The organism is Micromonospora sp. C31 (assembly GCF_018070575.1).
In the GTDB taxonomy this organism is placed as follows: Bacteria; Actinomycetota; Actinomycetes; order Mycobacteriales; family Micromonosporaceae; genus Micromonospora.
On sequence record NZ_JAGPXN010000001.1, the window covers coordinates 64,037 to 87,987 of the forward strand.

General features: G+C 73.8%; 20 protein-coding genes and 1 tRNA gene. 9 read left to right on the forward strand and 12 right to left on the reverse strand.

The annotated features are described in order from the left end of the window. Positions 1 to 50 precede the first annotated feature (50 nt). On the reverse strand, positions 51 to 1,145 hold the full coding sequence (gene cobT / locus KBX06_RS00305; RefSeq protein ID WP_210832085.1) for a nicotinate-nucleotide--dimethylbenzimidazole phosphoribosyltransferase: 1,095 nt from the start codon (positions 1,143 to 1,145) through the stop codon (positions 51 to 53). Then, entirely contained in the window at positions 1,145 to 2,239 is a 1,095-nt protein-coding gene (gene cobC / locus KBX06_RS00310) for an Rv2231c family pyridoxal phosphate-dependent protein CobC (RefSeq protein ID WP_210832087.1), read from the reverse strand. The genes cobT and cobC overlap by 1 nt, the downstream gene beginning before the upstream one ends. Positions 2,240 to 2,360: 121 nt before the next feature. On the opposite strand from cobC, the gene KBX06_RS00315 reads away from it, so the two are divergent. Then, positions 2,361 to 4,493: a transglycosylase domain-containing protein gene (locus KBX06_RS00315; RefSeq protein ID WP_210832089.1), complete on the forward strand. Its 2,133-nt coding sequence runs from the start codon at positions 2,361 to 2,363 to the stop codon at positions 4,491 to 4,493. An 88-nt stretch (positions 4,494 to 4,581) separates the two neighbouring features. Here KBX06_RS00315 and KBX06_RS00320 read toward each other — a convergent pair whose 3' ends face one another. Beyond that, entirely contained in the window at positions 4,582 to 5,976 is a 1,395-nt protein-coding gene (locus KBX06_RS00320) for a cobyrinate a,c-diamide synthase (RefSeq protein WP_210832091.1), read from the reverse strand. Between the two features lie 243 nt (positions 5,977 to 6,219). Here KBX06_RS00320 and KBX06_RS00325 point away from each other — a divergent pair, with 243 nt between their 5' ends. After that, the gene (locus KBX06_RS00325; protein ID WP_210832093.1) at positions 6,220 to 7,047 is read left to right on the forward strand and encodes an SURF1 family protein; all 828 of its coding nucleotides are present in this window, start codon (positions 6,220 to 6,222) and stop codon (positions 7,045 to 7,047) included. Positions 7,048 to 7,065: 18 nt separating this feature from the next. On the opposite strand, the gene KBX06_RS00330 is transcribed toward KBX06_RS00325, so the two are convergent. The 4 genes from KBX06_RS00330 to KBX06_RS00345 form a co-directional block, all read right to left on the reverse strand. Continuing rightward, positions 7,066 to 8,649, reverse strand: a complete 1,584-nt coding sequence (locus KBX06_RS00330; protein WP_210832902.1) for an ATP-dependent DNA ligase — start codon at positions 8,647 to 8,649, stop codon at positions 7,066 to 7,068. A 120-nt stretch (positions 8,650 to 8,769) separates the two neighbouring features. Beyond that, on the reverse strand, positions 8,770 to 8,976 hold the full coding sequence (locus tag KBX06_RS00335; RefSeq protein WP_210832095.1) for a hypothetical protein: 207 nt from the start codon (positions 8,974 to 8,976) through the stop codon (positions 8,770 to 8,772). 77 nt (positions 8,977 to 9,053) lie between these two features. After that, a complete protein-coding gene (locus tag KBX06_RS00340; protein WP_210832903.1) occupies positions 9,054 to 10,406 on the reverse strand; it encodes a dipeptidase in 1,353 nt (450 codons plus the stop codon). 310 nt (positions 10,407 to 10,716) lie between these two features. After that, the gene (locus KBX06_RS00345) at positions 10,717 to 11,340 is read right to left on the reverse strand and encodes a uridine kinase (RefSeq protein ID WP_210832097.1); all 624 of its coding nucleotides are present in this window, start codon (positions 11,338 to 11,340) and stop codon (positions 10,717 to 10,719) included. A 185-nt stretch (positions 11,341 to 11,525) separates the two neighbouring features. Between KBX06_RS00345 and KBX06_RS00350 the strand changes: the two genes are divergently transcribed. After that, positions 11,526 to 11,927, forward strand: coding sequence for a rhodanese-like domain-containing protein (locus KBX06_RS00350; protein WP_210832904.1), 402 nt, complete (start codon positions 11,526 to 11,528; stop codon positions 11,925 to 11,927). Between the two features lie 220 nt (positions 11,928 to 12,147). Here the strand turns inward: KBX06_RS00350 and KBX06_RS00355 are convergent, their stop codons facing one another. From KBX06_RS00355 to ssb, 3 genes are all read right to left on the reverse strand, one after another. Continuing rightward, a complete protein-coding gene (locus KBX06_RS00355) occupies positions 12,148 to 13,689 on the reverse strand; it encodes a cobyric acid synthase (RefSeq protein WP_210832099.1) in 1,542 nt (513 codons plus the stop codon). After that, complete coding sequence (locus tag KBX06_RS00360; RefSeq protein WP_210832101.1) at positions 13,686 to 14,705, reverse strand: cobalamin biosynthesis protein; 1,020 nt, start codon at positions 14,703 to 14,705, stop codon at positions 13,686 to 13,688. Before KBX06_RS00360 ends, KBX06_RS00355 begins: the two co-directional genes overlap by 4 nt. A gap of 434 nt (positions 14,706 to 15,139) precedes the next feature. Further along, positions 15,140 to 16,009 (reverse strand): single-stranded DNA-binding protein, encoded by an 870-nt coding sequence (gene ssb / locus KBX06_RS00365; protein WP_210832103.1) that lies wholly within the window; start codon positions 16,007 to 16,009, stop codon positions 15,140 to 15,142. A gap of 376 nt (positions 16,010 to 16,385) precedes the next feature. Between ssb and KBX06_RS00370 the strand changes: the two genes are divergently transcribed. Continuing rightward, on the forward strand, positions 16,386 to 16,802 hold the full coding sequence (locus tag KBX06_RS00370) for an HPF/RaiA family ribosome-associated protein (RefSeq protein ID WP_210832105.1): 417 nt from the start codon (positions 16,386 to 16,388) through the stop codon (positions 16,800 to 16,802). A 99-nt stretch (positions 16,803 to 16,901) separates the two neighbouring features. Then, positions 16,902 to 17,939 carry an alpha/beta hydrolase gene (locus tag KBX06_RS00375; protein WP_210832107.1) on the forward strand — a complete coding sequence of 346 codons (1,038 nt, stop codon included), beginning with the start codon at positions 16,902 to 16,904 and terminating at the stop codon, positions 17,937 to 17,939. Positions 17,940 to 18,054: 115 nt separating this feature from the next. Here the strand turns inward: KBX06_RS00375 and KBX06_RS00380 are convergent, their stop codons facing one another. Further along, entirely contained in the window at positions 18,055 to 18,753 is a 699-nt protein-coding gene (locus KBX06_RS00380; protein WP_210832109.1) for a hypothetical protein, read from the reverse strand. A gap of 163 nt (positions 18,754 to 18,916) precedes the next feature. On the opposite strand from KBX06_RS00380, the gene KBX06_RS00385 reads away from it, so the two are divergent. The 4 genes from KBX06_RS00385 to KBX06_RS00395 all read left to right on the forward strand — a co-directional run bounded on the left by KBX06_RS00385 (position 18,917) and on the right by KBX06_RS00395 (position 22,671). Then, positions 18,917 to 18,989 (forward strand) — tRNA-Arg (locus tag KBX06_RS00385). 68 nt (positions 18,990 to 19,057) lie between these two features. After that, positions 19,058 to 20,596 (forward strand): tyrosine-type recombinase/integrase, encoded by a 1,539-nt coding sequence (locus KBX06_RS00390; protein WP_210832111.1) that lies wholly within the window; start codon positions 19,058 to 19,060, stop codon positions 20,594 to 20,596. Positions 20,597 to 20,892: 296 nt separating this feature from the next. Next, on the forward strand, positions 20,893 to 21,273 hold the full coding sequence (locus KBX06_RS28620; RefSeq protein WP_374225565.1) for a peptidase inhibitor family I36 protein: 381 nt from the start codon (positions 20,893 to 20,895) through the stop codon (positions 21,271 to 21,273). 363 nt (positions 21,274 to 21,636) lie between these two features. Beyond that, positions 21,637 to 22,671, forward strand: coding sequence for an NAD-dependent epimerase/dehydratase family protein (locus tag KBX06_RS00395; RefSeq protein WP_210832112.1), 1,035 nt, complete (start codon positions 21,637 to 21,639; stop codon positions 22,669 to 22,671). On the opposite strand, the gene KBX06_RS00400 is transcribed toward KBX06_RS00395, so the two are convergent. Then, on the reverse strand, positions 22,651 to 23,865 hold the full coding sequence (locus KBX06_RS00400; RefSeq protein ID WP_247684957.1) for a hypothetical protein: 1,215 nt from the start codon (positions 23,863 to 23,865) through the stop codon (positions 22,651 to 22,653). The two genes, KBX06_RS00395 and KBX06_RS00400, sit on opposite strands and share 21 nt — an antisense overlap. Between the last annotated feature and the right edge of the window lie 86 nt (positions 23,866 to 23,951).

Here is a 23,951-nt window from a genome sequence, read left to right on the forward strand (position 1 = left end):
CCGGACGCCGGCGCGGCTCACCATGCCACCGGGCACGACGGTTCGCCCGTTCACTTCTCGGCCACCCCCGCCGAGTCGAAGGTGGCGACCTCGTGCAGCACCCGGACCGCGCCGGTGACCACCGGCAGGGCGAGCAGCGCGCCGGTGCCCTCGCCCAGACGCAGCCCCAGGTCGATCAGCGGCTCCAGGCCCAGCCGGCGCAGCGCGACGGTGGCCCCCGGCTCGGCGGAGCGGTGCCCGGCCACCATGGCGGCCACGGCGTGCGGGGCGAGCGCCGCCGCGGCGAGGGCCGCCGAGACCGCGATCACCCCGTCCAGCAGCACCGGCGTGCGGCGGGCGGCGGCGCCCAGGATCAGCCCGGCCAGCGCGGCGTGTTCCAGGCCGCCGACGGCGGCCAGCACGCCCAGCGGATCGGCCGGGTCGGGGGCGTGCCGGCGCAGCGCGGCCCGCACGACGGCCACCTTGCGGGCGTACGTCGGGTCGTCGACCCCGGTGCCCCGGCCGGTCGTCCCCGCCGGGTCGATGCCAGCGAACGCGGCGATCAGGGCGGCGGCGGGCGTGGTGTTGCCGATGCCCATGTCGCCGGTGAGCAGGATGCCCGCGCCGGCGTCGATCAGCTCGTCGGCCACCCGGATGCCGGTCTCGACGGCCGCTCGGGCCTCGTCCCGGGTCAGTGCGGCGGTCACCGCCAGGTCCCGGGTGCCGGGGCGGACGTTCGCGGTGACCAGCCGGGGCACGTCGCGGGTCGGCGGGGCTCCGGCGCCCTCCTCGCCCGGCGCGGCGGCCGGGAGCGGGGTGGCCACGCCGACGTCGACCACGGTGACCGAGGCGCCGGCCTGCCGGGCGAACGCGTTGACCACCGCGCCGCCGGCCAGGAAGTTGCCGATCATCTGCGCGGTGACCTCCTGCGGCCAGGGCGTCACCCCCTGGGCGTGCACGCCGTGGTCACCGGCGAAGATCGCGACGGCGGCCGGCTCGGGCAGCGGCGGCGGGCAGTGCCCGGCCAGGCCGGCGAGGCGTACGGAGAGTTCCTCCAGGGCGCCCAGCGAGCCGGCGGGCTTCGTCAGCCGTCCCTGCAGCTCCCGGGCGGCGGCCATCGCCGACTCGTCCGGCGGCCGGATCGCCGCGATCGTGGTTTCCAACATCAAGCCTCCAGGATCTCCGCCAGTACCTCGGTGAACGCGTCGGTGGTGGCCGGGTCGCGCACGGCGACGCGCAGCCAGTCCGGGCCGAGCCCGGGGAAGGTGTCGCCCCGGCGTACCGCCCAGCCGCGCCGCCGCAGGGCGAGCCGCACGGCTGCCGCACCGGGGACGTGCACCAGCACGAACGCGCTGGCGGGGCGGCCGGCGACGCGTACGCCGGGCAGGGCCGACAGGCGGGCCACCAGGTGGTCGCGGTCGGCGGCGAGCCGGGCGGCGATGGCGCGCTCGGCATCGACCGCGACGGGCGTGGCGCAGGCCGACGCGGCGGCCAGGGCGGGGGTCGAGACGGCCCAGAGGGGCTGGGCGGCGGCCAACCGCTCCAGCAGCGCGGCCTCGCCGAGCAGGTAGCCGATGCGCAGGCCGGCCAGGCCCCAGGTCTTGGTGAGGCTGCGGACCACCAGCAGGCCGGGCAGGTCCCGCCGGGCGGCCAGCGACTCCGGTTCGCCGGCCACGCCGGGAGCGACGGTGGTGTCGGCGAACGCCTCGTCGACCACCAGCACCCGGCCGGGGCGGGTCAGGGCGGCCAGGTCGGCGGCGGGGTGCAGCACCGACGTCGGGTTGGTCGGATTGCCGATCATGACGAGGTCGGCGTCGGCGGGCACCCGGGCCGGGTCGAGCCGGAAGTCGTCGTCGGCGTCGAGCAGCACCCGCTGCACCCGGTGCCCGGCGGCGCGCAGGGCCGCCTCGGGCTCGGTGAACTGCGGGTGCACCACCACGGGCCGGCGCACGCCGGTCAGCGCCCGGGCGAGCAGCACGAAGGCCTCGGCCGCGCCGGCGGTCAGCAGCACCTCGGCGGGTGGACGGCCGTGCCGGGCCGCGACGGCCGCCCGCGCCGGCCCAGGGTCGGGGTACGCGGCGAGGTCGCCGAGCGCGGCGGTGATCGGGTCGGCCAGCCAGTCCGGCATCGCGTCGCGCCGTACGTTGACGGCGAGGTCGACCAGCCCCGGCTCCACCTCGGCGTCGCCGTGGTGGGCGAGGTCGGGTTCGTCTCCGGTGGGCCCCGGTTCGGGGCGGGTCTCGGTCGGCTGACCACGCATGTCCGCGATCCTGCCGGGAAGGTGGCGCGCGGGACAGCGGATCCCGGCGTGGGCCGCGTCACCACACGCGCGTTCATGAATATTTCTCAAGTGTGAATCGGAAATGTCATAACTTGAGTGGGTGAGCAACCGACCCCTTGCTGCCGCTCGTCGTCTCGTTCCTCTCCTCCGCGCCGGACTGATCGCCGGCATCGTGGTCGCCGCCGTGGCGTACCCGGTGGCCGCCGCCACCGGCCTCGGCGCCAAGGCGACGGCGCACGCCATGGAACACAAGACCCAGATCCTCACCAGCGCGCTGCCAGCCGAGACGTCGTACGTCTACGCCCCGGACGGCAGGACGGTGCTGACGATGTTCTACGAGGAGTACCGGCAGTACACGAAGCTGGCCGACATCTCGCCGCACATGCAGCAGGCGATCGTCGCCGCCGAGGACAACCGCTTCTACCAGCACCGGGGCGTCGACCCGAAGGGCGTGGCCCGCGCCTTCGTGGCGAACGCCCGCTCCAGCGGCGTCTCCCAGGGCGCCTCCACGCTCACCATGCAGTACGTGCGGATGGCGCTGCGGGACAGCGCGAAGACGCCCCAGGAGGTGCAGGAGGCCACCCAGCAGACCAGCCTGCGCAAGGTCCGGGAGATGCGGATGGCGATGGACCTGGAGAAGGAGCTGGACAAGGACCAGATCCTGGAGCGTTACCTCAACTCCGCGTACTTCGGGCACCGCGCGTACGGCATCTACGCGGCCAGCGAGATCTTCTTCTCCAAGGCCCCCAAGGACCTCACCCCCGTCGAGTCGGCCACCCTCGCCGGTCTGGTCAAGTCGCCGTCCGAGTACGACCCCGCCAGCTCGGACCAGAAGGACGCCACCGGCCGGCGCAACTACGTCCTCGACCGGATGGCCCAGCTCGGCTACCTCTCGCCGGACGCCAAGGCGCAGGCGAGGAACGAGCCGATCCGGCTGAAGCTGACCCACCCGCCGAACGACTGCGCCGCCGTGCCCGAGAAGTGGAACAGCTGGGGCTTCGCCTGCGACTACCTGAAGAACTGGTGGAGCGCGCAGCCCGCATTCGGGGAGAACCGGCTGGAGCGGATGGACAAGCTGCGCCGGGGCGGCTACCGGATCGTGCTCAGCATGGAGCCGAAGATCCAGGAGGCGGCCGAGAAGAACGTCGGCGCCAAGGAGAACACCGGCAGCCCGTTCGCCAACGGCATCGTGGTCTCCGAGCCCGGCACCGGGCGGGTCAAGGCGATGGCGGTCAACCGGACGTACTCGCTGGACCTGAGCGAAAACGGGCAGAGCTCCAACCCGGAGGCCGGGCCGAACGTCAAGGCGAACTACCCGAACACCGTGGCGCCCCTGCTCGGCGGCGGCGACCTGCCGGGCTACCAGGCCGGGTCCACGTTCAAGATGTTCCCGATGCTGGCCGCGCTCAACGAGGGCATGCCGCTGTCCACCTCCTTCAACGCGCCGCACCGGTACCGCTCCGAGGTCTACGACGGCTGGGCGCCGTCCAACGCCAGCGGGGCGATGAGCGGCAACCAGACCATGTGGTCCGGCTTCGGCAAGTCGGTGAACACGTACTTCGTGTGGCTGGAGGAGCAGGTCGGCGCGGACAAGGCGGTCCGCCTCGCCGAGCAGCTCGGGCTGCGCTGGCGCACCGACGTCGACCGGGAGCACGCGTCCCCGGCCAAGGCGAAACAGTGGGGTGCGTTCACCCTCGGCGTCTCCGACGCGACCCCCCTGGAGATGGCCAACGCGTACGCCGCGATCGCCGCGGACGGCCGCTACTGCGAGGCGATCCCGGTGCAGGCGATCTACAACCGCGACGGCACGCCGACCACCTGGAAGACGGCCTCCGGGATCGAACGCGAGGTCGCCAAGCCGCGCTGCCGGCAGGTGGTGAACGCCGACGCCGCCCGCGCCGCCACCGACGCCGCCCGCTGCCCCACCGGCGACACCCCGGCCCGCGGGAGCTGCGGCGGTTGGTCGACCGCCGACAGCGTGCGGGGCACCGTCGGCCGCCCGGTGGCGGGCAAGACGGGCACCACCGACAGCACCCGGTCGGCCTGGTTCGTCGGCTACACCCCGGAACTGGCGGCGGCGAGCTTCATCTCCGACCCGGACAACCCGTTCAACGCGGTCGGCGACGGCCAGTCGCAGATCCCGATCAAGGCGGTGGCGCAGACCCTCCGTGACGGCCTCAAGGGCCAGCCCACCCGCCAGTTCACCGCGCCCTCGGACCGCATGGTCGGCTGAGCGGTGGCGGCAGCGGTCAGCGCGCGTACCTCGGTGCGGGGCGTGGAGACCGTCAGCGCCGGGAAGCGCCGGACCGCCACCTGACCGATCATGCGGGCACCCCGTCGGGCCGGGTGGTCACGGGCTCGGCCGCCGCGTCCACGAGGCGGGCCGCGAGCCGCGGGTGTGCCGCCCAGTGCAGGGTGAGCTGCGAGGCGTGCACGCCCCGCCAGACGAAGCCCTCGGGCGCCCCGCCGTCCCAGCTCCACGCCGGCCGCGCACCGGCGCGCGGGGTGAGCACCGCGCTGTGCTCCTTGTGCCCGGCCACCACCGTGCCCGCCGGCCCCACGAGGCCGCCGGTCAGCGCGGTCGCCTCCCGGTAGCCCACCACCAGGCCGTCGCGGCGCGTGCCCACCGCGTCGAGCACGCCGCACATGGGCAGCCCGTCCAGTTCCCGGGCCAGCCAGAGCAGGCCGGCCCCCTCGGCCACGACGGGCCGCCCGGTGCGGGCCAGCTCGGCGACCGCGATGCAGAGCCGACGGTTGGCGGAGAGCTGCCCGGCGTACGACTCGGGCAGCCCGCCGCCGACGACCAGCGCGCCGGTGCCGGCTGGCAGTGCCTCGTCGTGCAGCGGATCGACCGTCACCACCTCCGCGCCGGCCGCCCTGAGCAGCTCGACGGTCTCGGGGTGGCTGTAGCTGCCGCCCGGCGTCCCGGCGACCGCGACGACGGGGCGCGGCCCGGACGCCGCCGGCCCGGACGCCTCCCGCCCGACCTCCGGCGTCCAGCACGGCGCGGGCAGCGGCGGGGCGGAACGGGCCAGACCCAGCAGCCGGTCCAGCTCGACGGTGGCGGCGACCGCCTCGCCGAGGCGGCGGACCGCGCGGGTGGCCTCGTCGGTACGGGCGAGCGCGGGCACCGCCCCGTACCGGCGGGCGGGCAGCACGGACGGCAGGTCCTGGCGGCGCAACGCGCCGTAGACCGGCACGCCGATGTCGTCGAGCGCCTCGCGCAGCAGCTCCTCGTGGCGCGAGGAGGCCACCCGGTTCAGGATCACCCCGCCGAGCCAGAGCTGCTCGTCGTACGACCGGAAGCCGTGCACCAGGGCGGCCACCGACTGCCCCGTCGCGGCGACGTCGACCACCAGCACGACCGGGCTGCGCAGCGCGACGGCCACGGCGGCGGTCGACTCGCTCTCCGGGCGGCCGGCGAGACTGTCGTACAGGCCCATGCTGCCCTGCACCACGGCGAGCCCGGCGCCGGCCGCGCCATGGCCGACGAGCGGGACGATCCGGTCGGCGCCGACCAGCCGGGGGTCGAGGATCCGACCGGGGCGACCGGCGGCCAGCCCGAGGTACGCGGCGTCGACGCGGTCGGGGCCGACCTTGAATCCGGCGACGTCGACGCCCCGGTCGGCGAACGCGGCGAGCAGCCCGATCGCCAGCGCGTTCTTGCCGTGGCCGGAGGACGGCGCGCTGAGCACCAGACGCGGCACGACGGTCATCATCGACTCCCTGCGGGGCGGCGGGGGACCTGCGGGCGGGCCGACCGCGCGGGCCGACCGCGTGACGATAGCCCAACCGACCGTCGGGTGACCGCCACCGAACGCGCATGCCGACGGGTGTCGGGGCGCCGCCGCTGGGACCCGCCGGCGGTGTCGGGGCGCCGCCGGCGGATGCGTCAGGGCCCCTGCCGGGCCCGGCAGGGGGCTGTCGAAGCGAGTGCCTCCGGTCACCGGGGTAGCCTCGTGGGCGTGTACCGGTTCCTGCTGACGCCGCGCTGGCTGGGCATTCTCGCGCTGACCCTGATCGCCGCGGCGGTGATGGTGCTGCTCGGCAACTGGCAGCTGGACCGCTACCACGGCCGCACGGAGATCAACGAACGGATCGACGCCGGCCTGCGGATGGACCCGGTGCCGCTGCGTGACGTGCTGCCCGCCCCGACCGGCGGCAGCGGCACGGCGGGCCCCGCCCCCGCCGCCGAGAACGCCTGGACCAAGGTCACCGTGACCGGCCGCTACGACCCGGCGAACGTGGTCCTGGTCCGCGGGCGCTCGGTGGATCGCACGGTCGGCTTCGAGGTGGTCACCCCGCTGGTGCTGGCCGACGGCACCGCCGTGCTGGTGGACCGGGGCTGGATCCCGCCGAAGCGGGGCGGCGACGCGACCGTCCAGCCGGACGTGCCGGCCCTCCCGCCCGGCGAGGTCACCGTGACGGGGCGGGTGCACCTGAGCGAGAGCGGCTCGGTCGCCGTGACCCGGCGGGACGGCAAGCTGGAGACCCGGCGGATCGGCGTGCCCCGGCTGGCCCGTGAGCTGCCCTACCCGGTGCACGGGGCGTACCTGCTGCTGGACGAGCAGGCCCCGGCCGCCGACCCGGTCTTCAAGGACGTGCCGGTCGGATACACCAACAACTGGCAGAACTTCGGCTATGTCGTGCAGTGGTGGATCTTCGCCGCGATGACCCTGTTCGGCTACGGCTGGGTGGCCCGCCGGGAGGCCCGCCGGCTGGCGGGCGTGAAGCCGACGCGGCCCGTCGACCGGGCCGCCGAGCCCACGCCGCAGGGCGCCGCCTGACCGGGCCCGCCCGCTCGCTCAGCCGCTGACGCGGCCGGCGTGGATGGCGCGTACGGCGTCGATCGTGTCGGCCTCCGCCGCCGTCTTGTCGTCGCGGTAACACACCACCCGGGCGAAGCGCAGCGCCACGCCGCCCGGGTAGCGGGAGCTGGTCTGCACCCCGTCGAAGGCGATCTCGACCACCTGCTCGGGGCGGACCCGCACGACCCAGTCGCCGCGCTCGACGGCGAGGCCGAGGAAGCGTTCGGTCTGCCAGCGCAGCAGCTCGTCGGTGAGGCCCTTGAACGTCTTGCCGAGCATGACGAAGTCGCCGGTGCGCGGGTCGCGCGCACCCAGATGCAGGTTGGACAGCCAGCCCTGACGCCGCCCGCTGCCCCACTCCACCGCCAGCACCACCAGGTCGAGGGTGTGCCGGGGCTTCACCTTCACCCAGGCGGCACCGCGCCGGCCGGCGTCGTAGGGGGCGTCGGGCGCCTTCACCACGACCCCCTCCTGGCCGGCGGCGAGGGCGGCGGCGAACGCCTCGCCGGCCGGCTCCGGGCCCTCGACCTCCATCCGGCCGACCAGCAGCGGAGCGTCGACGGCGGCGTCGAGCGCGGCCCAGCGCTCCCGGCCGGGCCGGTCGACGAGGTCGTCGCCGTCGAGGTGCAGCAGGTCGAAGAAGTACGGCGTCAGCACGGTCTCGCCGGTGGTCGCGGCGGCGGCCCGCACAGCCGGGGCGACCGGGGCACGGCCGATGCCGCCCGGCGTGGTGCGCCGCGCCGCCCGGCTCGACGTCTGCTGGAAGGGCAGCGGCCGGCCCGTCTGGTCGAGCCCGATCGCCTCCCCGTCGAGCACCAGCTCGCGGGCGGGCAGCGCCCGCACGGCGGCGACCACCTCCGGCACCCGGGAAGTGATGTCGTCGAGGCTGCGGGTGAACACGGCGATCTCGTCGCCCGAGCGGTGCACCTGGATCCGGATGCCGTCGAGCTTCACGTCGACCACGGCGGGGGTGCCGGTGGCCGCGAGCGCCTCGTCGACCGAGGGCGCGCTCTGGGCCAGCATCGGCGCGAGCGGGCGGCCGACCTGGAGGCCGAAGGCGGCCAGCGCCGCCGCGCCCCCGTCGAGCGCGGCGACCGCGACCGCGCGCAGGTCGCCGGCGAGCAGCAGCGCCCGGCGTACGGCGGCGACCGGCACGTCGGCGGCCCGGGCCACCGCGTCGGCGAGCAGCCCCGCCTGCGCGCCCTGGCGCAGCTCGCCGCTGAACAGCCCGACCAGCAGCCGCTGCTCCTCCGCGGTGGCAGCGACGAAGAGCGCGCCCAGCAGTTCCCGGCGACGGGCCTGCGAGCCCGGCCCGTGCACGGCCGCGATCTCGTCGACGGCCGCGTCGACGGCGGCCACGGTCAGGGTCGGCTCGGCGGCCGGCGGCGGCAGGTCACGCAGGCTCGCCCAGCCCACCCCGGTCTGCCGCTGACGCAGCTCGCCGGCCAGCCAACCGGCGCCCGCCGGCACCTCGGGCGGGTCGAGCGCCCGCAACGCGGCGGCGAGCAGCTCCACCTTGGCCCGTCGGGCCCGGGTGGCGCCGACTGCGGCGGAGGTGGCTGCCAGGTCGAGGAACCGCACGGGCTCCATCCTGCCAGCCACCCCCGACACGACCCCGGCATTGCCGTGCCCGGGTTCCCACCGGCCTGCCCCACCGCCCGCGACCCGCCGGGAACGCCGGCCCGGCACGCAGCGGGCGGGTCAGGCCGAGACGGGCTCCTCGATGCGCAGGCCGCGGGCGCGGACCTCCTCGGCGACCCGGGAGAGCACCGTGTCGAGCGCGACCAGCGCCGCCGACAGGTCGCCGAGCTGTTCCTTGAGCGTGTCCTCGGGCCACGCGGAGACGTCGACGTCCCCCAGTGCGCTGACGGCGGCCTCGAGCCGGCCCATCACCTCGTTCGTACGCATGTTCGAGAGGCTATAACAACCCCACGGGCGACACACCGCAAACTCCCACATCGACCCGGAAGTTACGGTTCCGACACCTACCGCCCGTCGACGCCCGCCACGGCCACGTTCCTCAGCAACAGGGCCTCGGCCAGGCAGACCCGGGCGAACTCCCCGAGGTGCAGGCTCTCGTTCGGGCCGTGCGCCCGGGCGTGCGGGTCCTCCACCCCGGTGACCAGGATCGCCGCGCGCGGGAACATCTCCTGGAAGGTGGCGATGAACGGGATCGAGCCGCCGATGCCGAGGTCCACCGGGGCGGTGCCGTCCCAGGCGGTCCGGAACGCCGAACGGGCCGCGTCGAACATCGGGCCGGACGCGTCGATGACGCACGGGTCGCCGTCGTGTTCGAAGGTGAGCGTCACCTGGGCACCCCAGGGGGCGTGCTTCTCCAGGTGGGCGCGCAGGGCCGCGTACGCCCGCTTCGGGTCGTCGCCCGGCGCCAGCCGTACGCTCAGCTTGGCCTTGGCGGTCGGCACCAGGGCGTTCGGCGCCTCCCCGGTGGCCGGGGCGTCGATGCCGAGCACCGCCAGCGCCGGCTTGGTCCAGAGCCGGTCGGTGATCCGCCCGGTGCCGATCAGGCTCACGCCGTCGGCCAGCCCGGCCTCGGCGCGGAACCGGTCCTCGGGGTAGTCGACGCTCGCGCCCTCCCGGGCGGCCAGCCCGTCGACGGCCACGTCGCCGGCGTCGGTGTGCAGGGTCGCCAGCAACCGCGCCAGGGCGGTCAGCGCGTCCGGCACCGCGCCGCCGTACATGCCGCTGTGCACGGCGTGGTCGAGGGTGCGCACCTGCACGAAGCAGTTGACGATGCCGCGCAGGGAGGTGGTCAGCGCCGGTACGCCGACGTCCCAGTTGGCGGAGTCGGCGATCACGATGACGTCCGAGGTGATCTCGTCGCGGTGCTCGGCGAGCAGCCGCTCCAGGGAGTCGGAGCCGTACTCCTCCTCGCCCTCGACGAAGAGCACCACGCCGACCGGCAGCGCGTCACCGTACGCGCGCAGCGCCGCCACGTGCGCCATGATGCCGGCCTTGTCGTCGGCGGCGCCCCGGCCGTAGAGCCGGCCGTCGCGTTCCACCGGCTCGAACGGGTCCGACTCCCACAGCGTCAGGTCACCGACCGGCTGCACGTCGTGGTGGGCGTAGAGCAGCACCGTCGGCGCCCCGGGCGGGGCCGCCTTCCTGCCGATGACCGCCGGCTGGCCGCCGGAACGCACGATCTGGACGTCGAGACCGCAGCCGCGCAGCAGCTCGGCCACCGCCTCGGCGGAACGCTCCACGTGTGAGTGGTCGAAGCCCTCGAACGCGATGCCGGGGATGCGGACGAGACGTTCCAGGTCGGCGCGGACGCCGGGCATCTCCCGCTCGACGGCGGCCCGGACCTCGGACTCGGACATGATCGGTGTGGTCATGACCGGCATCGTAGGCCGGCCTTACCGACCGCACCGCCCGAGCCCGGCGTGACGGGCCGGTCCCGGGCCTCTCCGACCGGTGCCACGGGGCGCACGCGACGCCGGCCGCCGACGCCACCCCGCCCCGCCCCGGCCGACACCGCCGCCCCCGCCCCCGCCCGGCCCCGGCCGACACCGCCGAGGCCGCCCCCGCCCGCGACGCCGCCCCGGCCCGGCCGACGCCGCCCCCGCCCGCGACGGCCGGTGGCGGCGCGTGGTCGGCCGCTGCCGACCACGTCACCCCGGCCGGCGGCCCTCAACGGCGACGCACGTAGTACCGGGTGGCGTCGTGCGGCAGGCCGGGGGCGCCGTCGACCACCAGGTCCGCGCGCGCCTCGGTGTCGTCCGCGGCGAAGTGCGACCGCTCCCCGAGGTGCCAGCGGCGCAGCTCGGGCAGGATCCCCGGGCCGTCGCGCTCCAGCGCCCGGGCCAGCCGCAGCGGCGCCGGGGCGGTGACGAAGACGCCCAGGGTGAGGTCCGCGGCGACGGCGGCCCGCGCCGCGCTCACCCCCTCGACGAGGAGCACCGGCGCGACCGGAACCGGCACCGGGCGCGGCAGGAAGGCCCGCCGCACCCAGCTGTACCGGCGGTACGACCCCGGCCGTCCCGCCCGCACCGGTCCGAGCACCCACTCCTCCAGCCGGGGCCAGAAGGTGAGCTGGTCTTCCCAGCCGTCGAGCAGGTCGTCGGTGTGCACCACGGGGGGCGGGCCGCCACCGGGCAGGGCGGCGAGGGCGTCCGCGAGCCGCGCCGCGAACACGCTCTTGCCCGCGCCGCTCGGCCCGTCCACCGCCACCAGCCGGGTCCGTCCCAACCGCGCCGGCCCGGCGAGCACCCGCCGGGCCAGCCGGTCGTACGCCTCGATGACCGCCACCGCCACGTGGCCGACGGTAACCAGCCCGGATCCCCGGCCACCGCCCGGGCCGGAGTTGGCGGGGAACGCGTCGCCAGCGGGCCCGCTGGCGATCGGGGGTCGCCCGAACGAGCGGTCGTCGGGTGGGCCGGGGCGTTCGTCGGGCGGAGCCCGGAACGGGGCGGGATGATCTGCTGGTGTCCCACAGCGTGATGAGTCCGGGCGTCGACGCCCTCCTGGAACAAGCCCGCGCCGGGGTACGCCGGCTGACCCCGCACCAGACCGTCGAGGCGGTCCGTACCGGCGCGTTGCTGGTCGACACCCGCACCGACGCGCAGCGGCGGGAGCAGGGCGACCTCCCCGGCGCCATCGTGATCGACCGGACGGTGCTGGAATGGCGGCTCGACCCGGCCAGCGCCTGGCGGATCCCCGAGGCCACCGGGTACGACCAGCGCCTCGTGGTGGTGTGCCGCCAGGGCTACAGTTCCAGCCTCGCCGTGGCGAGTCTGCGGGCGCTCGGGCTGCACCGCGCGACCGACATGGTCGGCGGCGTACAGGCGTGGCGCGAGGCGGGGCTGCCCATGTCCGACCGCCCCGCCGACATCCGCCCCTGAGCCCATTCCCCTCGCACCCAACACCCAACACCCAACACCCCGCACCCCGCACCCCGCACCCCGCAATCGATGATCAAGAGGTTTGCGCCCTGAGCCGGGGTTTCCCAGGACGCAAACCTCTTGATCACTCCGGCGAGGCGCGGGTTGCGGCGCGCGGGCTGCGGGTGGGGACGGCAGGGTGGGGTGGGCTGCGGGTGGGGTGGGCTGCGGGTGGGGTGGGTCAGAGACCTCCCGGGGCTCCGGGTGGGATGAAGGGAAGGGTGGCGGGCGGGCCGGACTCGACGAGACGCCAGAGGGCGTCGGTGTCGAGGTGCTCCTCGACCAGGTCGCCGAGCAGGTCCAGGGAGCGCTCGCGGACGGCGGCGAAGGCCGTGTCGGGGGCCACCGTGAAGCCGGTCCGGCCGGCGAGCCGGGCCACCTCGGTCAGGAAGCGGCGGCGGAACCCGTCGGACTCGAAGGCGCCGTGCCAGTGGGTGCCGTGCACGGCGCCCAGCACCGCCCCCTCGCCGCTGCCGTCCGCGCAGGTCAGCAACGGGATCAGTGCCGGGTCGGCGTGGGAGACGTACCCGTGGTGGATCTCGTAGCCGCGGACCGGGACGTCGCCGGCGGTGCCGGTCGACCGGCGGACGGTCTTGCGCGGGTCGAAGGTGACCTCGATCGGCAGCAGGCCCAGCCCCGGCACGCTCCCCTGCCGGCTCTCCACCGGGTCGTGGATCGCCCGGGCCAGCATCTGGAAGCCGCCGCAGATGCCGAGCAGCGGCCTGCCCGCCGCCGCGTGCGCCAGTACGGCTTCGGCCAGGCCGGTCTGCCGCAGCCAGGCCAGGTCGGCCACGGTCGACTTCGAGCCGGGCAGTACGACCAGGTCGGCGGCGGCCAGTTCGGCGGGCTCGACGGTCAGCCGGACCCGTACGCCCGGCTCGGTGGCGAGCGCCTCGACGTCGGTGGCGTTGCTGATGCGGGGCAGCCGGACCACGGCCACGTCCAGCCAGTCGGTGCCGCGCGGGGCGGCCGGCCGGCCGAGCAACCGCCCGTACGCGAGCGAGTCCTCCGCGTCGAGCCAGAGGTCGAGCGCCCAGGGCAGCACCCCGTACGTCGGGCGACCGGTGACCTGGCGCAGCATGTCCAGCCCCGGCCGGAGGAGCCCGAGGTCGCCCCGGAACTTGTTGATCACGAAGCCGGCTATCAGTGCCTGGTCGGCCGGGTCCAGCAGGGCGAGGGTGCCGAACATCGACGCGAAGACCCCGCCCCGGTCGATGTCGCCGACCACGATCGTGGGCAGGTTGGCGTGCCGGGCCAGGCCCATGTTCACGTAGTCGCCGGCCCGCAGGTTGATCTCCGCCGGGCTGCCGGCCCCCTCGCAGATCACCACGTCGTACGCGGCCCGCAACTCGGCGAGCGCCGCGTACGCCGTCTCGGCGAGCCGGGGCCGCAGTTCGCGGAAGTTGCCGGCGGTGACCGTGTCGACCGCCTCGCCGAGCAGCACCACCTGGCTGGCCAGGTCGCTGCCGGGCTTGAGCAGCACCGGGTTGAACCGCAGGTCGGGGGCGAGGCCGCAGGCGGCGGCCTGCATCGCCTGCGCCCGCCCGATCTCGCCGCCCCGGCCGTCCGGGCCGACGACGACGGCGGAGTTGTTGGACATGTTCTGCGCCTTGTACGGCGCCACCTTCACGCCCCGGCGGTGCAGCCAGCGGCAGATGCCGGCGGTGAGCACGCTCTTGCCGGCGTCGGAGGTGGTGCCGGCGACCAGGAGTCCACCGCTCACCGGCGGCTCCCCCGCCCCGTCGCCACCGCGATGCTCCCGCCGACGGCTCGGCGGCCGACGGCGCCCGCCAGCCGGCCGAGGGTCAGCGGGTACGCGGCGGCGAGCCCGAGCGCGGCCAGCCCGACCGCGCCCGAGATCCGGGCGGCCCGCTTGAGGTGCCGCGCCTCGGGCCGGGGGCCGTCGCCGAGGAACGGGCGCACCTCGGAGCGCCCGAAGTAGACGTTGCGCCCACCCAGCCGTACGCCGAGGGCACCGGCCATCGCCGCCTCGCACTGCCCGGCGTTCGGGCTGGGGTGGTCGTCGCGGTCCCGGCGCCACACGTGCAGCGCCCGTTCCCGGTCGCCGTACGCGGTTGGCGCGACCACGACGGTGAGCAGGCCCGTGAGCCGCGCGGGCACCAGGTTGAGCAGGTCGTCGAGGCGGGCGGCAGGAGTGCCGAAGCGGGCGTACCGCGGCGAGCGGTGGCCCACCATCGCGTCGAGGGTGTTCGCCGCGCGGTACCCGAGCAGACCGGGCAGTCCCGCGACGGCGCCCCACAGCAACGGGGCGACCACCGCGTCCGAGGTGTTCTCGGCGAGCGACTCGACGGTGGCGCGGGCCAACTCGGGCTCGTCGAGCGCGGACGGGTCCCGACCGCAGAGGTGGCCGAGCCGCTGCCGGGCGGCCGGGAGATCGCCGGCGCGCAGCGCACGGCCCATCACGGTGGCCTCGCGCCGCAGCGTGCGCCCGCCGAGCACCGTCCAGGTGCCGGCGGCGACCAGGGCCGCCCGGGCCACCGGCCGACGGCGGGTGGCGACCGAGGCGGCCACCCCGGCCAACACCGGCGTGCCGACCGCGAGCGCGGTGAACGCCGCTCCGGCCAGCCGGTCCGGGCGGTACATCCGCCGCTCCAGGGCCCCGGCGGCGCGGCCGAACCCGGCCACGGGGTGGTACCGGCGGGGGTCGCCGAGGAGCACGTCCAGGGCGTATCCCGCGACCAGTCCCGCCGCGGTCGCCACCGGCGTCGCCTGTCGCACCCGCCACCACCTCCGGCCGGCCAGCCTAGCCGAGCACCCACCCGTCCCCGGCCGAACACCCGGCACCCGCGCCCCGACCGTCGCCGTCGCCGTCGCCGTCGCCGTCGCCGACCACCCGAACCGCTCCGGGCGCTCTGCCGCTCGCCCCGATGGGCCCTGTCCCCCGCCCGTCCGACCATCTCGACGCGCGGCCAGCCGGGCGCGGGGCGAGCGGGGGACGGGCGAGGGCCGGCACCCGCGGCACCACCAGGCAAATGATCGTCTGACGTCGGCCCGGCCGGCACCACGGCAGACGCCCGGCTGTCCTGCAAACGATCACGCATCACCCAGCCGCGGCGCGATAGCGCCCCCGGGTGACCGCTGCGACACGCGGGGTGACGACGGCATCGCCGGCGCCACCCCGCCCCCGTCGTGCCGCCCCGGGGCACGGGAGGTCACGCGGGCTGCGGCACCCGCCCCCGACCTCGTCGGCCACGACCGGCCGGGGAGACGCCCGTCTCCGGCTCCTCGGCCGACGAGCCCGGCTCTCCCGCCGCCGCGTCGCGCCGGCCGTCCCGGTCAGCCGATGCGTCCTCCGCCGGACCGGTGGCCGGGACCGGACCGGTGGCCGCGACCGGACCGGTGGCCGCGACCGGACCGGTGGCCGGGACCGGACCGGGCTCCGAGGTCGAGCCGTCGCGCTCCGGTTCCGTACCGTCGGGCTCTTCGCCCCGGGAGTCGTCCGTCGGGTCGTCGAAGGGGTCGAGGGAGCCGTCGACGGTGGCGTCGGCCGGCCGGCCGCGGCCGGCGGGGAACGCGCCGAATTCGGGCTCGAAGTCGTCGTCGACCGGTCGACGGTCCGGCAGGACCGGGGCATCCTCGTCCGGCACCGGCTCGGTCGCCTCGCCGCGCACCCGCTGCTCGGCCTCGGTGTCCTCGACGGTGCTGGTCGTCATCGTCGGCCGGTTGCGCTGGAAGCGGCTGCGGCCCCGGGACAGGTCGTGGCCGACGGCGACCGCCTCCAGTTCGTAGAGCGAGCGGTGGTTGCCGGCGTCGTCCATCCAGTCGCGGGTGTAGAGCCGGCCACAGACCACCACCGGATCGCCGACCATCACCGAGGCGGCCACCCCCTCGGCGAGCTTGCGCCAGCAGTTGACCCGGACGCGCAGGCTGTTGCCGTCGACCCAGCGCCCACTGTCGCGGTCGAGCCGGCGGGCGGTCGAGGCGACCTTGAAGTTGGCCACCAGGGTGTTGCTCTGGGTGGTGCGACGCCACTCCGGCGCGGTCAGCACGTTGCCCACGATCGTGACGTAGGTGTCGAACATCGTCCCTCCAGGGGGAGATCGGGCTTGCCATCGCGAGTCGACTCGATGTCGAGCCTGGGCCCCGGGGCACGGGCGCCGCCAGCGCCGCGTACCGGCCTGTGGACGACCGGACCGCCTGTGGACAAGAACCTGATCAAGGTCCGGGTGTGCTAGGGGCGGCCGGCCCTGGGGAGCCCGCACCTTCGGCTCGATGATCGTGGGACCGGCCGCGCCCGTGGCACCGGCCACCGGGCGGGGCGACACGTCACGTTCCGGACGGAGCGCGGCGGGGTATGGATCCGATCAACCGCACCGTCGACAGCACGACGAACGAGAGGTCAGCGATCATGAAGATGACCAGCACCGCAACCGCCATCGTCTTCTGCGGGGTGCGCCGATGAGCGCCGTCACCGACCCGGCCACCGTCGCGGAGTGCCTGCGGGTCGGCGCGGGGTTCTCCCAGGGCGACCGGAACTGGATCGCGGAGCAGTTCGCCACGCTCGACTCGCGGCTGGCCGGGTTCCACGCGGACGCCACCGAGATGGAGGTGTCGGTCAAGGACCGGGAGGCCAAGGGCCAGAAGGTCACGCTGGAGTGCTGGATCGCCGGCCGCCAGAAGATCGTGACCACCTCCACCGAGGAGGACCTGCACGCCGCGCTCAACGACGTCCGGGACGACCTGCGGCGGCGGCTCAACGACGCGAAGACCAAGCAGGAACCGCGGAACAACAAGCACCTGCGCGACGTGAACCAGCCGGCCCCCGAGCTCGAGCCCGACATCGATCCGGCCCGCGCCGAGGCCGAGACCGTCTGACGCGTACGCCCGAGGTCCCGTCCGCCGGGTGCGGGCGGGCGGGACCGGTCGACGCCGGGGGGCTACCGCCCGGTAGCTTCCCGGCGTACCGTCGCGGTCGTGGAACCGGACGTGCTGGGCCCGCCGTACGAGCGGCAGACCATCGACCTGGGCACCGACGACGAGGGACCGGTGGTCGCCACCCTGGTCCGTCGCCGGGCCGACCGCCCTACGGGGCGGGCCGTGCTCTATGTGCACGGCTTCACCGACTACTTCTTCCAGGGCCACCTCGGTGACTTCTTCGCCGAGCGGGGGTGGGACTTCTACGCCCTCGACCTGCGCAAGTGCGGGCGCAGCCTGCGGCCCCACCAGACGCCGAACTTCTGTCGCGACCTCAGCGACTACTTCCCGGAGCTGGACGCCGCCGCGAGGATCATCCGCGAGGACGACGGGCACGACACGCTGCTCGCGATGGGCCACTCCACGGGCGGGCTGGTCATGCCGCTGTGGGCGCACGCGCGCCGCGATGCCGGGATCATCGACGGGCTCTTCCTGAACAGCCCCTTCTTCGACCTCAACGCCCCGTGGCTGGTGCGTCGCCCCCTCGCCGCCGCCGTCGGCCGGCTGGGCCGCCGGGCGCCGCGCCGGGTGCTGCCGTTCGGGTTGGGCACGGTCTACAGCGAGAGCATCCACGCCGAGCACCACGGCGAGTGGAACTACGACCTGACCTGGAAGCCGCTCGCCGGGTTCCCCGTGCGGGCCGGCTGGCTGAACGCCGTCCGCACCGCCCAGCGGCAGCTCCGCGCCGGTCTGGACATCCACGTGCCGGTGCTGCTGGCCTGCTCGACCCGCTCGTTCAAGGGCAAGAAGTGGCACGAGTCGGCCGCCCTCGCCGACGCCGTCCTGGACGTCGAACACATGGTCCGCTGGGCTCCCCGCCTCGGCCGGCACGTCACCCTGGCGCGCTTCGACGGCGGGATGCACGACCTCACGCTCTCCGGCACCGCCGTACGGGAAAAGGTCTTCCACGAGGTCGGACGCTGGGCCGACGCGTTCTTCGACGCCGGGCCGACGGTCCGTGCCGGGGAACGCCCACCGGTGAGCCGGCAGCCGGCGGACGAGACCGACCCGGCGGAGGCTCCCGCGCAGGGCGGCTGACCGCCGCCCCCGGTCGCGCGCCGCCCGCCTTCCGCCCGGTCGACGGCCGCCCGCCGGCCTCAACCGGCCTGCGGCCGTTCGCCTCACGACCGACCTACGACTCTGCCCGCTGGCCTCACGACCGGTCGACGGCAGCCCGGATGCGGTCGAAGGTGGCCAGCGGGTGCCCGCCGTCGCAGGCCGGCAGCACCAGGCCCAGGCACCGCAGCCCCGGCTCGCCGTCGTCGCCGGCGCGCACGCCGAACACCGGCGCTCCCAGGTAGCCGGTCGGCAGCTCCGCCAGGAGTCGGACGGCACCGCCCACCCGCGCCACCCGCTCGATCGCCACCTCCAGCGGCCGGGCGCCGCCCGCGCCGACGCCGTGGGCGAGCACGACGGCGGAGCCGGGCTCCGCGCCGATCCGGGCGATCACGTCCCGATCGGCCGCAATCGCGTCCGGCACCTGCTGGGTACGCCACCGCCAGCCCTCCGTGTCGGCGTGCTCGTGCAGCGCGACGGTGGGCATGTCGGCGACGCCGAGATCCGCGTGGTGCCGCCACCGGTCGGAAAGGTCGGACAGGGCCACGGCGTCGGCGGCCACCCCGGCCGGTTCGGTCACGCTCGCCCGCAGCCCGATCACCCCCGCCCCGGCGTGGGTGAGCGCGTCGGCGGTCAGCAGGTGTTCCCGCCCCTGCCCGGCGAAGAGGAACGCGGTGCCCTCGCCCCGCTCGCCGTCCGCCCCGACGCCGGTCTGGCGGATGGGCAGGATCGCGCGTCCGAGAAGCTGGCACAGCTCGTAGGCGACGTCGTTCTCGATCTCCGGGTCAAGCAGCACCAGCCGAGGGTACGACCCGACGCGTCCCGGGCCGCGCGGACGGCGGAACCCGGGTGACCGGCGCCGGGGAGGCGTGCGACCCTGGTCCGCGACGTGGAACGCGACCACCCGTTCCACCGGTCACCCGGTGGGCGGCGGTACCCTTCTCGCGCGACACACGCGCGCGCCCGTAGCTCAGCGGATAGAGCAGGGGACTTCTAATCCCAAGGCCGCAGGTTCGAATCCTGCCGGGCGCACAGGACTTTCTCTCGGCCGGTCATGCCGCGTGGTGCGGCGCGTGGTGCGAACGAGCTAGCTTTGCCGCGTGGCAACCTCGAACGGACGTCGGAAGCGGCAACGTGGCGAGATCGAAACCCTGCCCAGCGGCTCACTGAGAGTGAAGGTCTATGCGGGCGAGGATCCGATCAGTGGCAAGCGGCACTACCTGACCGAGGTCATCCCCGCCGGCCGCACCGCTGCCAAGGAAGCGGAGAAGGCGCGCACCCGGTTGCTGGCCCAGGTGGACGAGCGGCGCAACCCGCGCACCCGCGCCACACTCGGCCAACTCCTAGACCGGTGGCTTGAGGTGGCCGACATCGAGGCCACCACGCGCATGGGCTATGTGAACAAGCTCAACAAGCACGTACGGCCGGTGCTGGGCAAACTGCCGGTCGGCCGGCTCGACCCCGAGACGTTGGAGTCGTTCTACGCGAGCTTGCGCCGCTGCCGCGACTGGTGCGGCGGCAAGGCGTACGTGAAGCACCGCCTGGAGAGCGAGCACACCTGCACCGCGAAATGCCGGCCGCACGTCTGCAAGCCGCTCAGCGCCTCGTCAGTGCGGCAAATCCACTGGATCCTCAGTGGCGCTCTGAGCCGCGCTGTCCGGTGGCGCTGGATCGCTGTCAACCCCGCCAGCCAGGCCGAGCCTCCCGCACCGCCGCACCCCGACCCGCAACCGCCGAACCCGGCCGACGCCGCGCGCATCATCAACGAAGCATGGCGCGACCCGGACTGGGGCGCGCTGGTCTGGCTCGCCATGACGACGGGCGCCCGGCGCGGCGAGCTGTGCGCGCTGCGCTGGCATCATCTCGACCTGGCCGCCGGTGTGCTGACGCTGCGGCGCAGCTCCTACCTGGACGCAGACGGCGAGCTGCGGGAGAAGGACACCAAGACGCACCAGCAGCGGCGAGTAGCGCTCGACCCGGAGACGATCGAAGTGCTGCGCGAGCTGCACGGCCGATACCTCGACCGCCTGGCGCAGCTCGACGCGGACGCCGACCCTGCCGATCACGTCTTCTCCCCCGAGCCAGACAACAGCCGCGGCTACCGGCCCGACACCATCACCCAGCGGTACGGCCGGCTCGCCACCCGGCTCGGCATCGACAGCCACATTCACGCGCTGCGCCACTACTCGGCAACTGAGCTAATCAACGCGGGCGTCGACGTACGGACGGTCGCTGGCCGGCTTGGTCATGGCGGCGGCGGAACAACCACGCTCAGGGTCTACGCAGCCTGGCTATCGGAGTCGGACCAACGTGCGGCCGGGACGCTGGCCGCACGGATGCCACCGCGCCCGGTGGCGCCGACGCAGCGCACGGTGGCAAGTAGTCCTTATCAGAAAATCGCCGCCGAGCTGCGCGAGCAGATCAGGGCCGGTCGGCTACGGCCCGGCGATGAGCTTCCGGCGGTCGCCAGGCTTGCTGCGGCGCATGGGGTTTCGGTCGGAACCGCTCACCGCGCCCTGGCGCTGCTGACGGCAGAGGGTTTGGTAAGCGTCGTTCGAGGTCGCCGCGCGGCCGTTGCAGGCGGCGCCATGAGCACCCGGCAGAACGGCATGGCGGCCAGGGGTTCTGAGATCAGTTGACATACGGTCTCCTTGCTGCACTGGCCGGCCTGCGACAACCTCAATCAGCACCTTCCAACACCACCAGCCAGGGGCGACCTCGCGATATAGCACCACCGCACCCGCCGCGACTTGCAGCATCAAGCAGCACTTCGCTTCATGCTGGACGCCCGACATCACGCGTGATAGCTTATCGATCATCGCAGATGACTACGGGCTTTCAATTGCGCATGGACAGCTTTACAGTGCGCAATTAATTCGTGGGCGAATTATGCTCCCCGCATGGAAGGAACTGGTCCGACTTGCAACTTAAGCGCATGCTAGCTTCGGCCTTGACAGCGGCTGCCTTGACGGCAGGAGGCCTAGGTGTCACCGCATCACCTGCCGCTGCGGCGGAGGCATGCCCCACCTCGAAACTCTGCCTATACAACGGAACCCACTTCTATCAACTTACGGTCACATCTGGCCACACGTCGACTTGCATCTATTACTATAAGCAATTTGGATTGTTGAGCATCTCCTCTTATGTTAACAACCTGCCCGTAGGAGTCAGGGTCTACACTGCTTCTGATGCCTACCACTACACCTATGAGGGAACAATTAGCGCCGGTGGTTCTAGCAGCAACGCTGGCCAGTTTGGGTATCGCGGCTTCACCTGCACCGGCACCGCAACACCGGTAGCTCCCTTCTGGCCGTAGGCCGACCACCCGGCCGGCACACAGTGCCCTTGACGCCGGCCGGGTGGTGTAGAAGATCAAGCGCTAAAGAAGGCCACGCCACCGTTCTGGTTGCCACCGAACCGCGGACGGTGCCAGAGAGCCCGACGACAGCTGCTCCACGGCAGTCGATCGCCTCAAACTCGGCGAGGAGCAGCCCGGCGAAGTCGTCCAGCCTCAGTTGATGTTCCTGGCTCCGTCGGCGTGGCCGGAGGGCCCGGCCCGGCCCGCTCGCGGCCCGCCTTGGCCAACCTCAGACAGGTTGATTGACCATGTTGCATACAGACCAACCAGTTAAGGCCACCCGCCGGTCGGCTCTAGGCCGATGCTCGGCATGATGGCCGCATGCGTTTGCTGGTGCTCGGCGGGACATGGTTTGTAGGCCACGCGATCGTCACGGCCGCCATCGACGCCGGCTGGGACGTCACTACCTTCAACCGGGGCACCTCCGACCCCTTCCTAGAGGCTGTGCGGCCCATCCGGGGTGATCGAACCCGTCCGGAGGACGTCGCCGCCCTCGCCGCCGCCGGCCCCTGGGATGCCGTGCTCGACACCTCGGGATACGTGCCGAGAAACACCCTCGACGTGGCCCGTGCGCTCGCTCCCGTCGCCGGTCGCTACGTCTTCATGTCGACGGTCAGCGTCTATCGGGACTGGCCGCTGAAGCCGCTCAGCGAGCGGTCTGAAGTGCTCTACTGCCCGCCGGACGCCGGCCCGGACTACGGCACCGACACCGAAGACGGACCGACGCAGTACGGCTACCAAAAGTCCGGCTGCGAGGCAGCGGCAGTCACCGCGTTCGGAGCGAACCGAACAACGATCCTGCGTCCCGGTGTCGTGCTCGGCCCCCGCGAGTACGTCGGCCGCTTGCCGTGGTGGCTGCGCCGCGTGGCTGCCGGCGGCGACGTCCTGGCCCCCGGCTCCCCCGACCGCACCATCCAGCCGGTCGACGTACGCGACCTGGCCGCGTTCGCGCTACATACCATCGCCGAAGGCGCCTCCGGTGCGTTCAACGTCTGCGCCCCGGTGGGCGGCGCTACCTTCGGCGCGCTACTGGCGGACTGCGCTCACGCCACCCAGGCGGACGCTTCCTTCGAGTGGGTGCCCGATGAGGTGTTGGTCAGCCAAGGCGTCCGGCAGTGGTCCGAGCTGCCCCTCTGGCGCACCTTCGACGGCGTGTGGCGCGTCGACACCGCCAAGGCTCAGGCTGCCGGCCTGCGCTGTCGGCCGCTCTCCCTGACCGTCCGCGACACCTGGCGGTGGATGGTGGAGAGCGGCGAAGTCAGCAACCACGACCGCGCCGCCGAGATCGGCATTAGCCCGGAGAGGGAGGCGCAGGTGTTGGCCGCCTGGCGGCAGTCAGGCAAGCGGGCGCGCTGAGGTTTCCGACAGCCAGACCGAGATGCGCTCGGCGAGGTGGCGCGCGTCCGCGTCGCGGTCCCATGGCGACTGGCTCAGCAGGCGCTCGATCCGCGACAGCCGGCCAGTCAGCGAGACATTGCGCTTCTGCGGCGGCAGGTCCAAGACGGTACGCAGTGCTTCGGCTGCACCGTCCTTGTCTCGCATGTGGAGGTGAGCAGCGGCTACGTCGATCTGTGTCCCGTTGATCTGCGAGTACGGCCGCCTGAGCGACGGCAACGCCTCGTACACCTGCAACGCCTCTCGGGCGTACCTCGCGGCCTGCTCGCCGTTGCGGAGGTCAAGCCATGCCGCCGCCGCACATGCCGCCGCCCGCGCGTCGCCGAATGCGAATTCCCCACCGGTAACGGTGGCGAGTTCGTCGGGTCGGTCCGCCGCCGCTTCTCTGTCTCGCTGGGCCGCTTCCAAGACGGCCGCGACCGAATCGGAGTCGGCGAGCAGAGCGTGAGAGCGGGCAGCGACATAGCGGAGCCTCAGTCTCGGCTCGCCCTCTGGTGCAGTCCGCATGGCGCGAGCGAAGTAGCTCAGCGCGGAGTCGGGCTCGTTACGCCAGTTTGCGAGAGTCATTTGCAGGCCGTACGTCCACGCCTTCAATGACGCGTGTCCGGCCAAGTCGGCGTACTGCGTTGATGCCCTGGCCAGCGCCGCCGACTCGTTCCAGTGCCCGAGATCGAACGCGGTGGAGGCCATCAGGGAGGCACTCTGACCGATAACCACGTAGAGGTCGGCAAGCTCGACGGGCCGACGCGTGCGCTCGACCAAAGCCCTTGCCTCGTCCCGCAACCGACGGGCACTGCTGAACACGTCGAAGGCCGCCATTCCTCCCGACCGAGCGAGCAGCGTCACGTCTTCCTGCAAGGACTCGATAGAGTCGTTCGGCAGCGCAAGGCTCATCAGCAAGGAGTCGTTGGCAATCGAATCAGCAGCAGCGCTCACAGCATCAACAACGCTGCCGCCGCTGCCAGCATTTCCCCGGGGATGCACTCCGCTGAGCATTTCGAAGAACCGGGAGCGAACCGAATCCGATACACGACCCAAGGCGGCGTTAAGCACGTCTTGGTTGGCGTTCCCGGGAATCGTGTCGGGCCGACTGTGCCAGTACGCGACCGTCCTTGTCGCGATGCCGAGCCACCCGGCAAATCCTTCGTTCGTCATTCCGGCGGCAGTTTGAAGCGAACAGGCGAGGCTCCCTGTCCACCGATCTACCGTCGCCACCGTGGTCTCCCGAGCTTGCAAGTTGC

Excerpts from the sequence above, each read along its gene's own strand:
- cobT (WP_210832085.1), bottom strand. The coding sequence starts at position 1,145 with ATGTTGGAAACCACGATCGCGGCGATCCGGCCGCCGGACGAGTCGGCG.
- cobC (WP_210832087.1), bottom strand. The coding sequence starts at position 2,239 with ATGCGTGGTCAGCCGACCGAGACCCGCCCCGAACCGGGGCCCACCGGA.
- KBX06_RS00320 (WP_210832091.1), bottom strand. The coding sequence starts at position 5,976 with ATGACCGTCGTGCCGCGTCTGGTGCTCAGCGCGCCGTCCTCCGGCCAC.
- KBX06_RS00335 (WP_210832095.1), bottom strand. The coding sequence starts at position 8,976 with ATGCGTACGAACGAGGTGATGGGCCGGCTCGAGGCCGCCGTCAGCGCA.
- KBX06_RS00340 (WP_210832903.1), bottom strand. The coding sequence starts at position 10,406 with ATGTCCGAGTCCGAGGTCCGGGCCGCCGTCGAGCGGGAGATGCCCGGC.
- KBX06_RS00350 (WP_210832904.1), top strand. The coding sequence starts at position 11,526 with ATGAGTCCGGGCGTCGACGCCCTCCTGGAACAAGCCCGCGCCGGGGTA.
- ssb (WP_210832103.1), bottom strand. The coding sequence starts at position 16,009 with ATGTTCGACACCTACGTCACGATCGTGGGCAACGTGCTGACCGCGCCG.
- KBX06_RS00370 (WP_210832105.1), top strand. The coding sequence starts at position 16,386 with ATGAGCGCCGTCACCGACCCGGCCACCGTCGCGGAGTGCCTGCGGGTC.
- KBX06_RS28620 (WP_374225565.1), top strand. The coding sequence starts at position 20,893 with ATGCTAGCTTCGGCCTTGACAGCGGCTGCCTTGACGGCAGGAGGCCTA.
- KBX06_RS00395 (WP_210832112.1), top strand. The coding sequence starts at position 21,637 with ATGCGTTTGCTGGTGCTCGGCGGGACATGGTTTGTAGGCCACGCGATC.
- KBX06_RS00400 (WP_247684957.1), bottom strand. The coding sequence starts at position 23,865 with ATGACGAACGAAGGATTTGCCGGGTGGCTCGGCATCGCGACAAGGACG.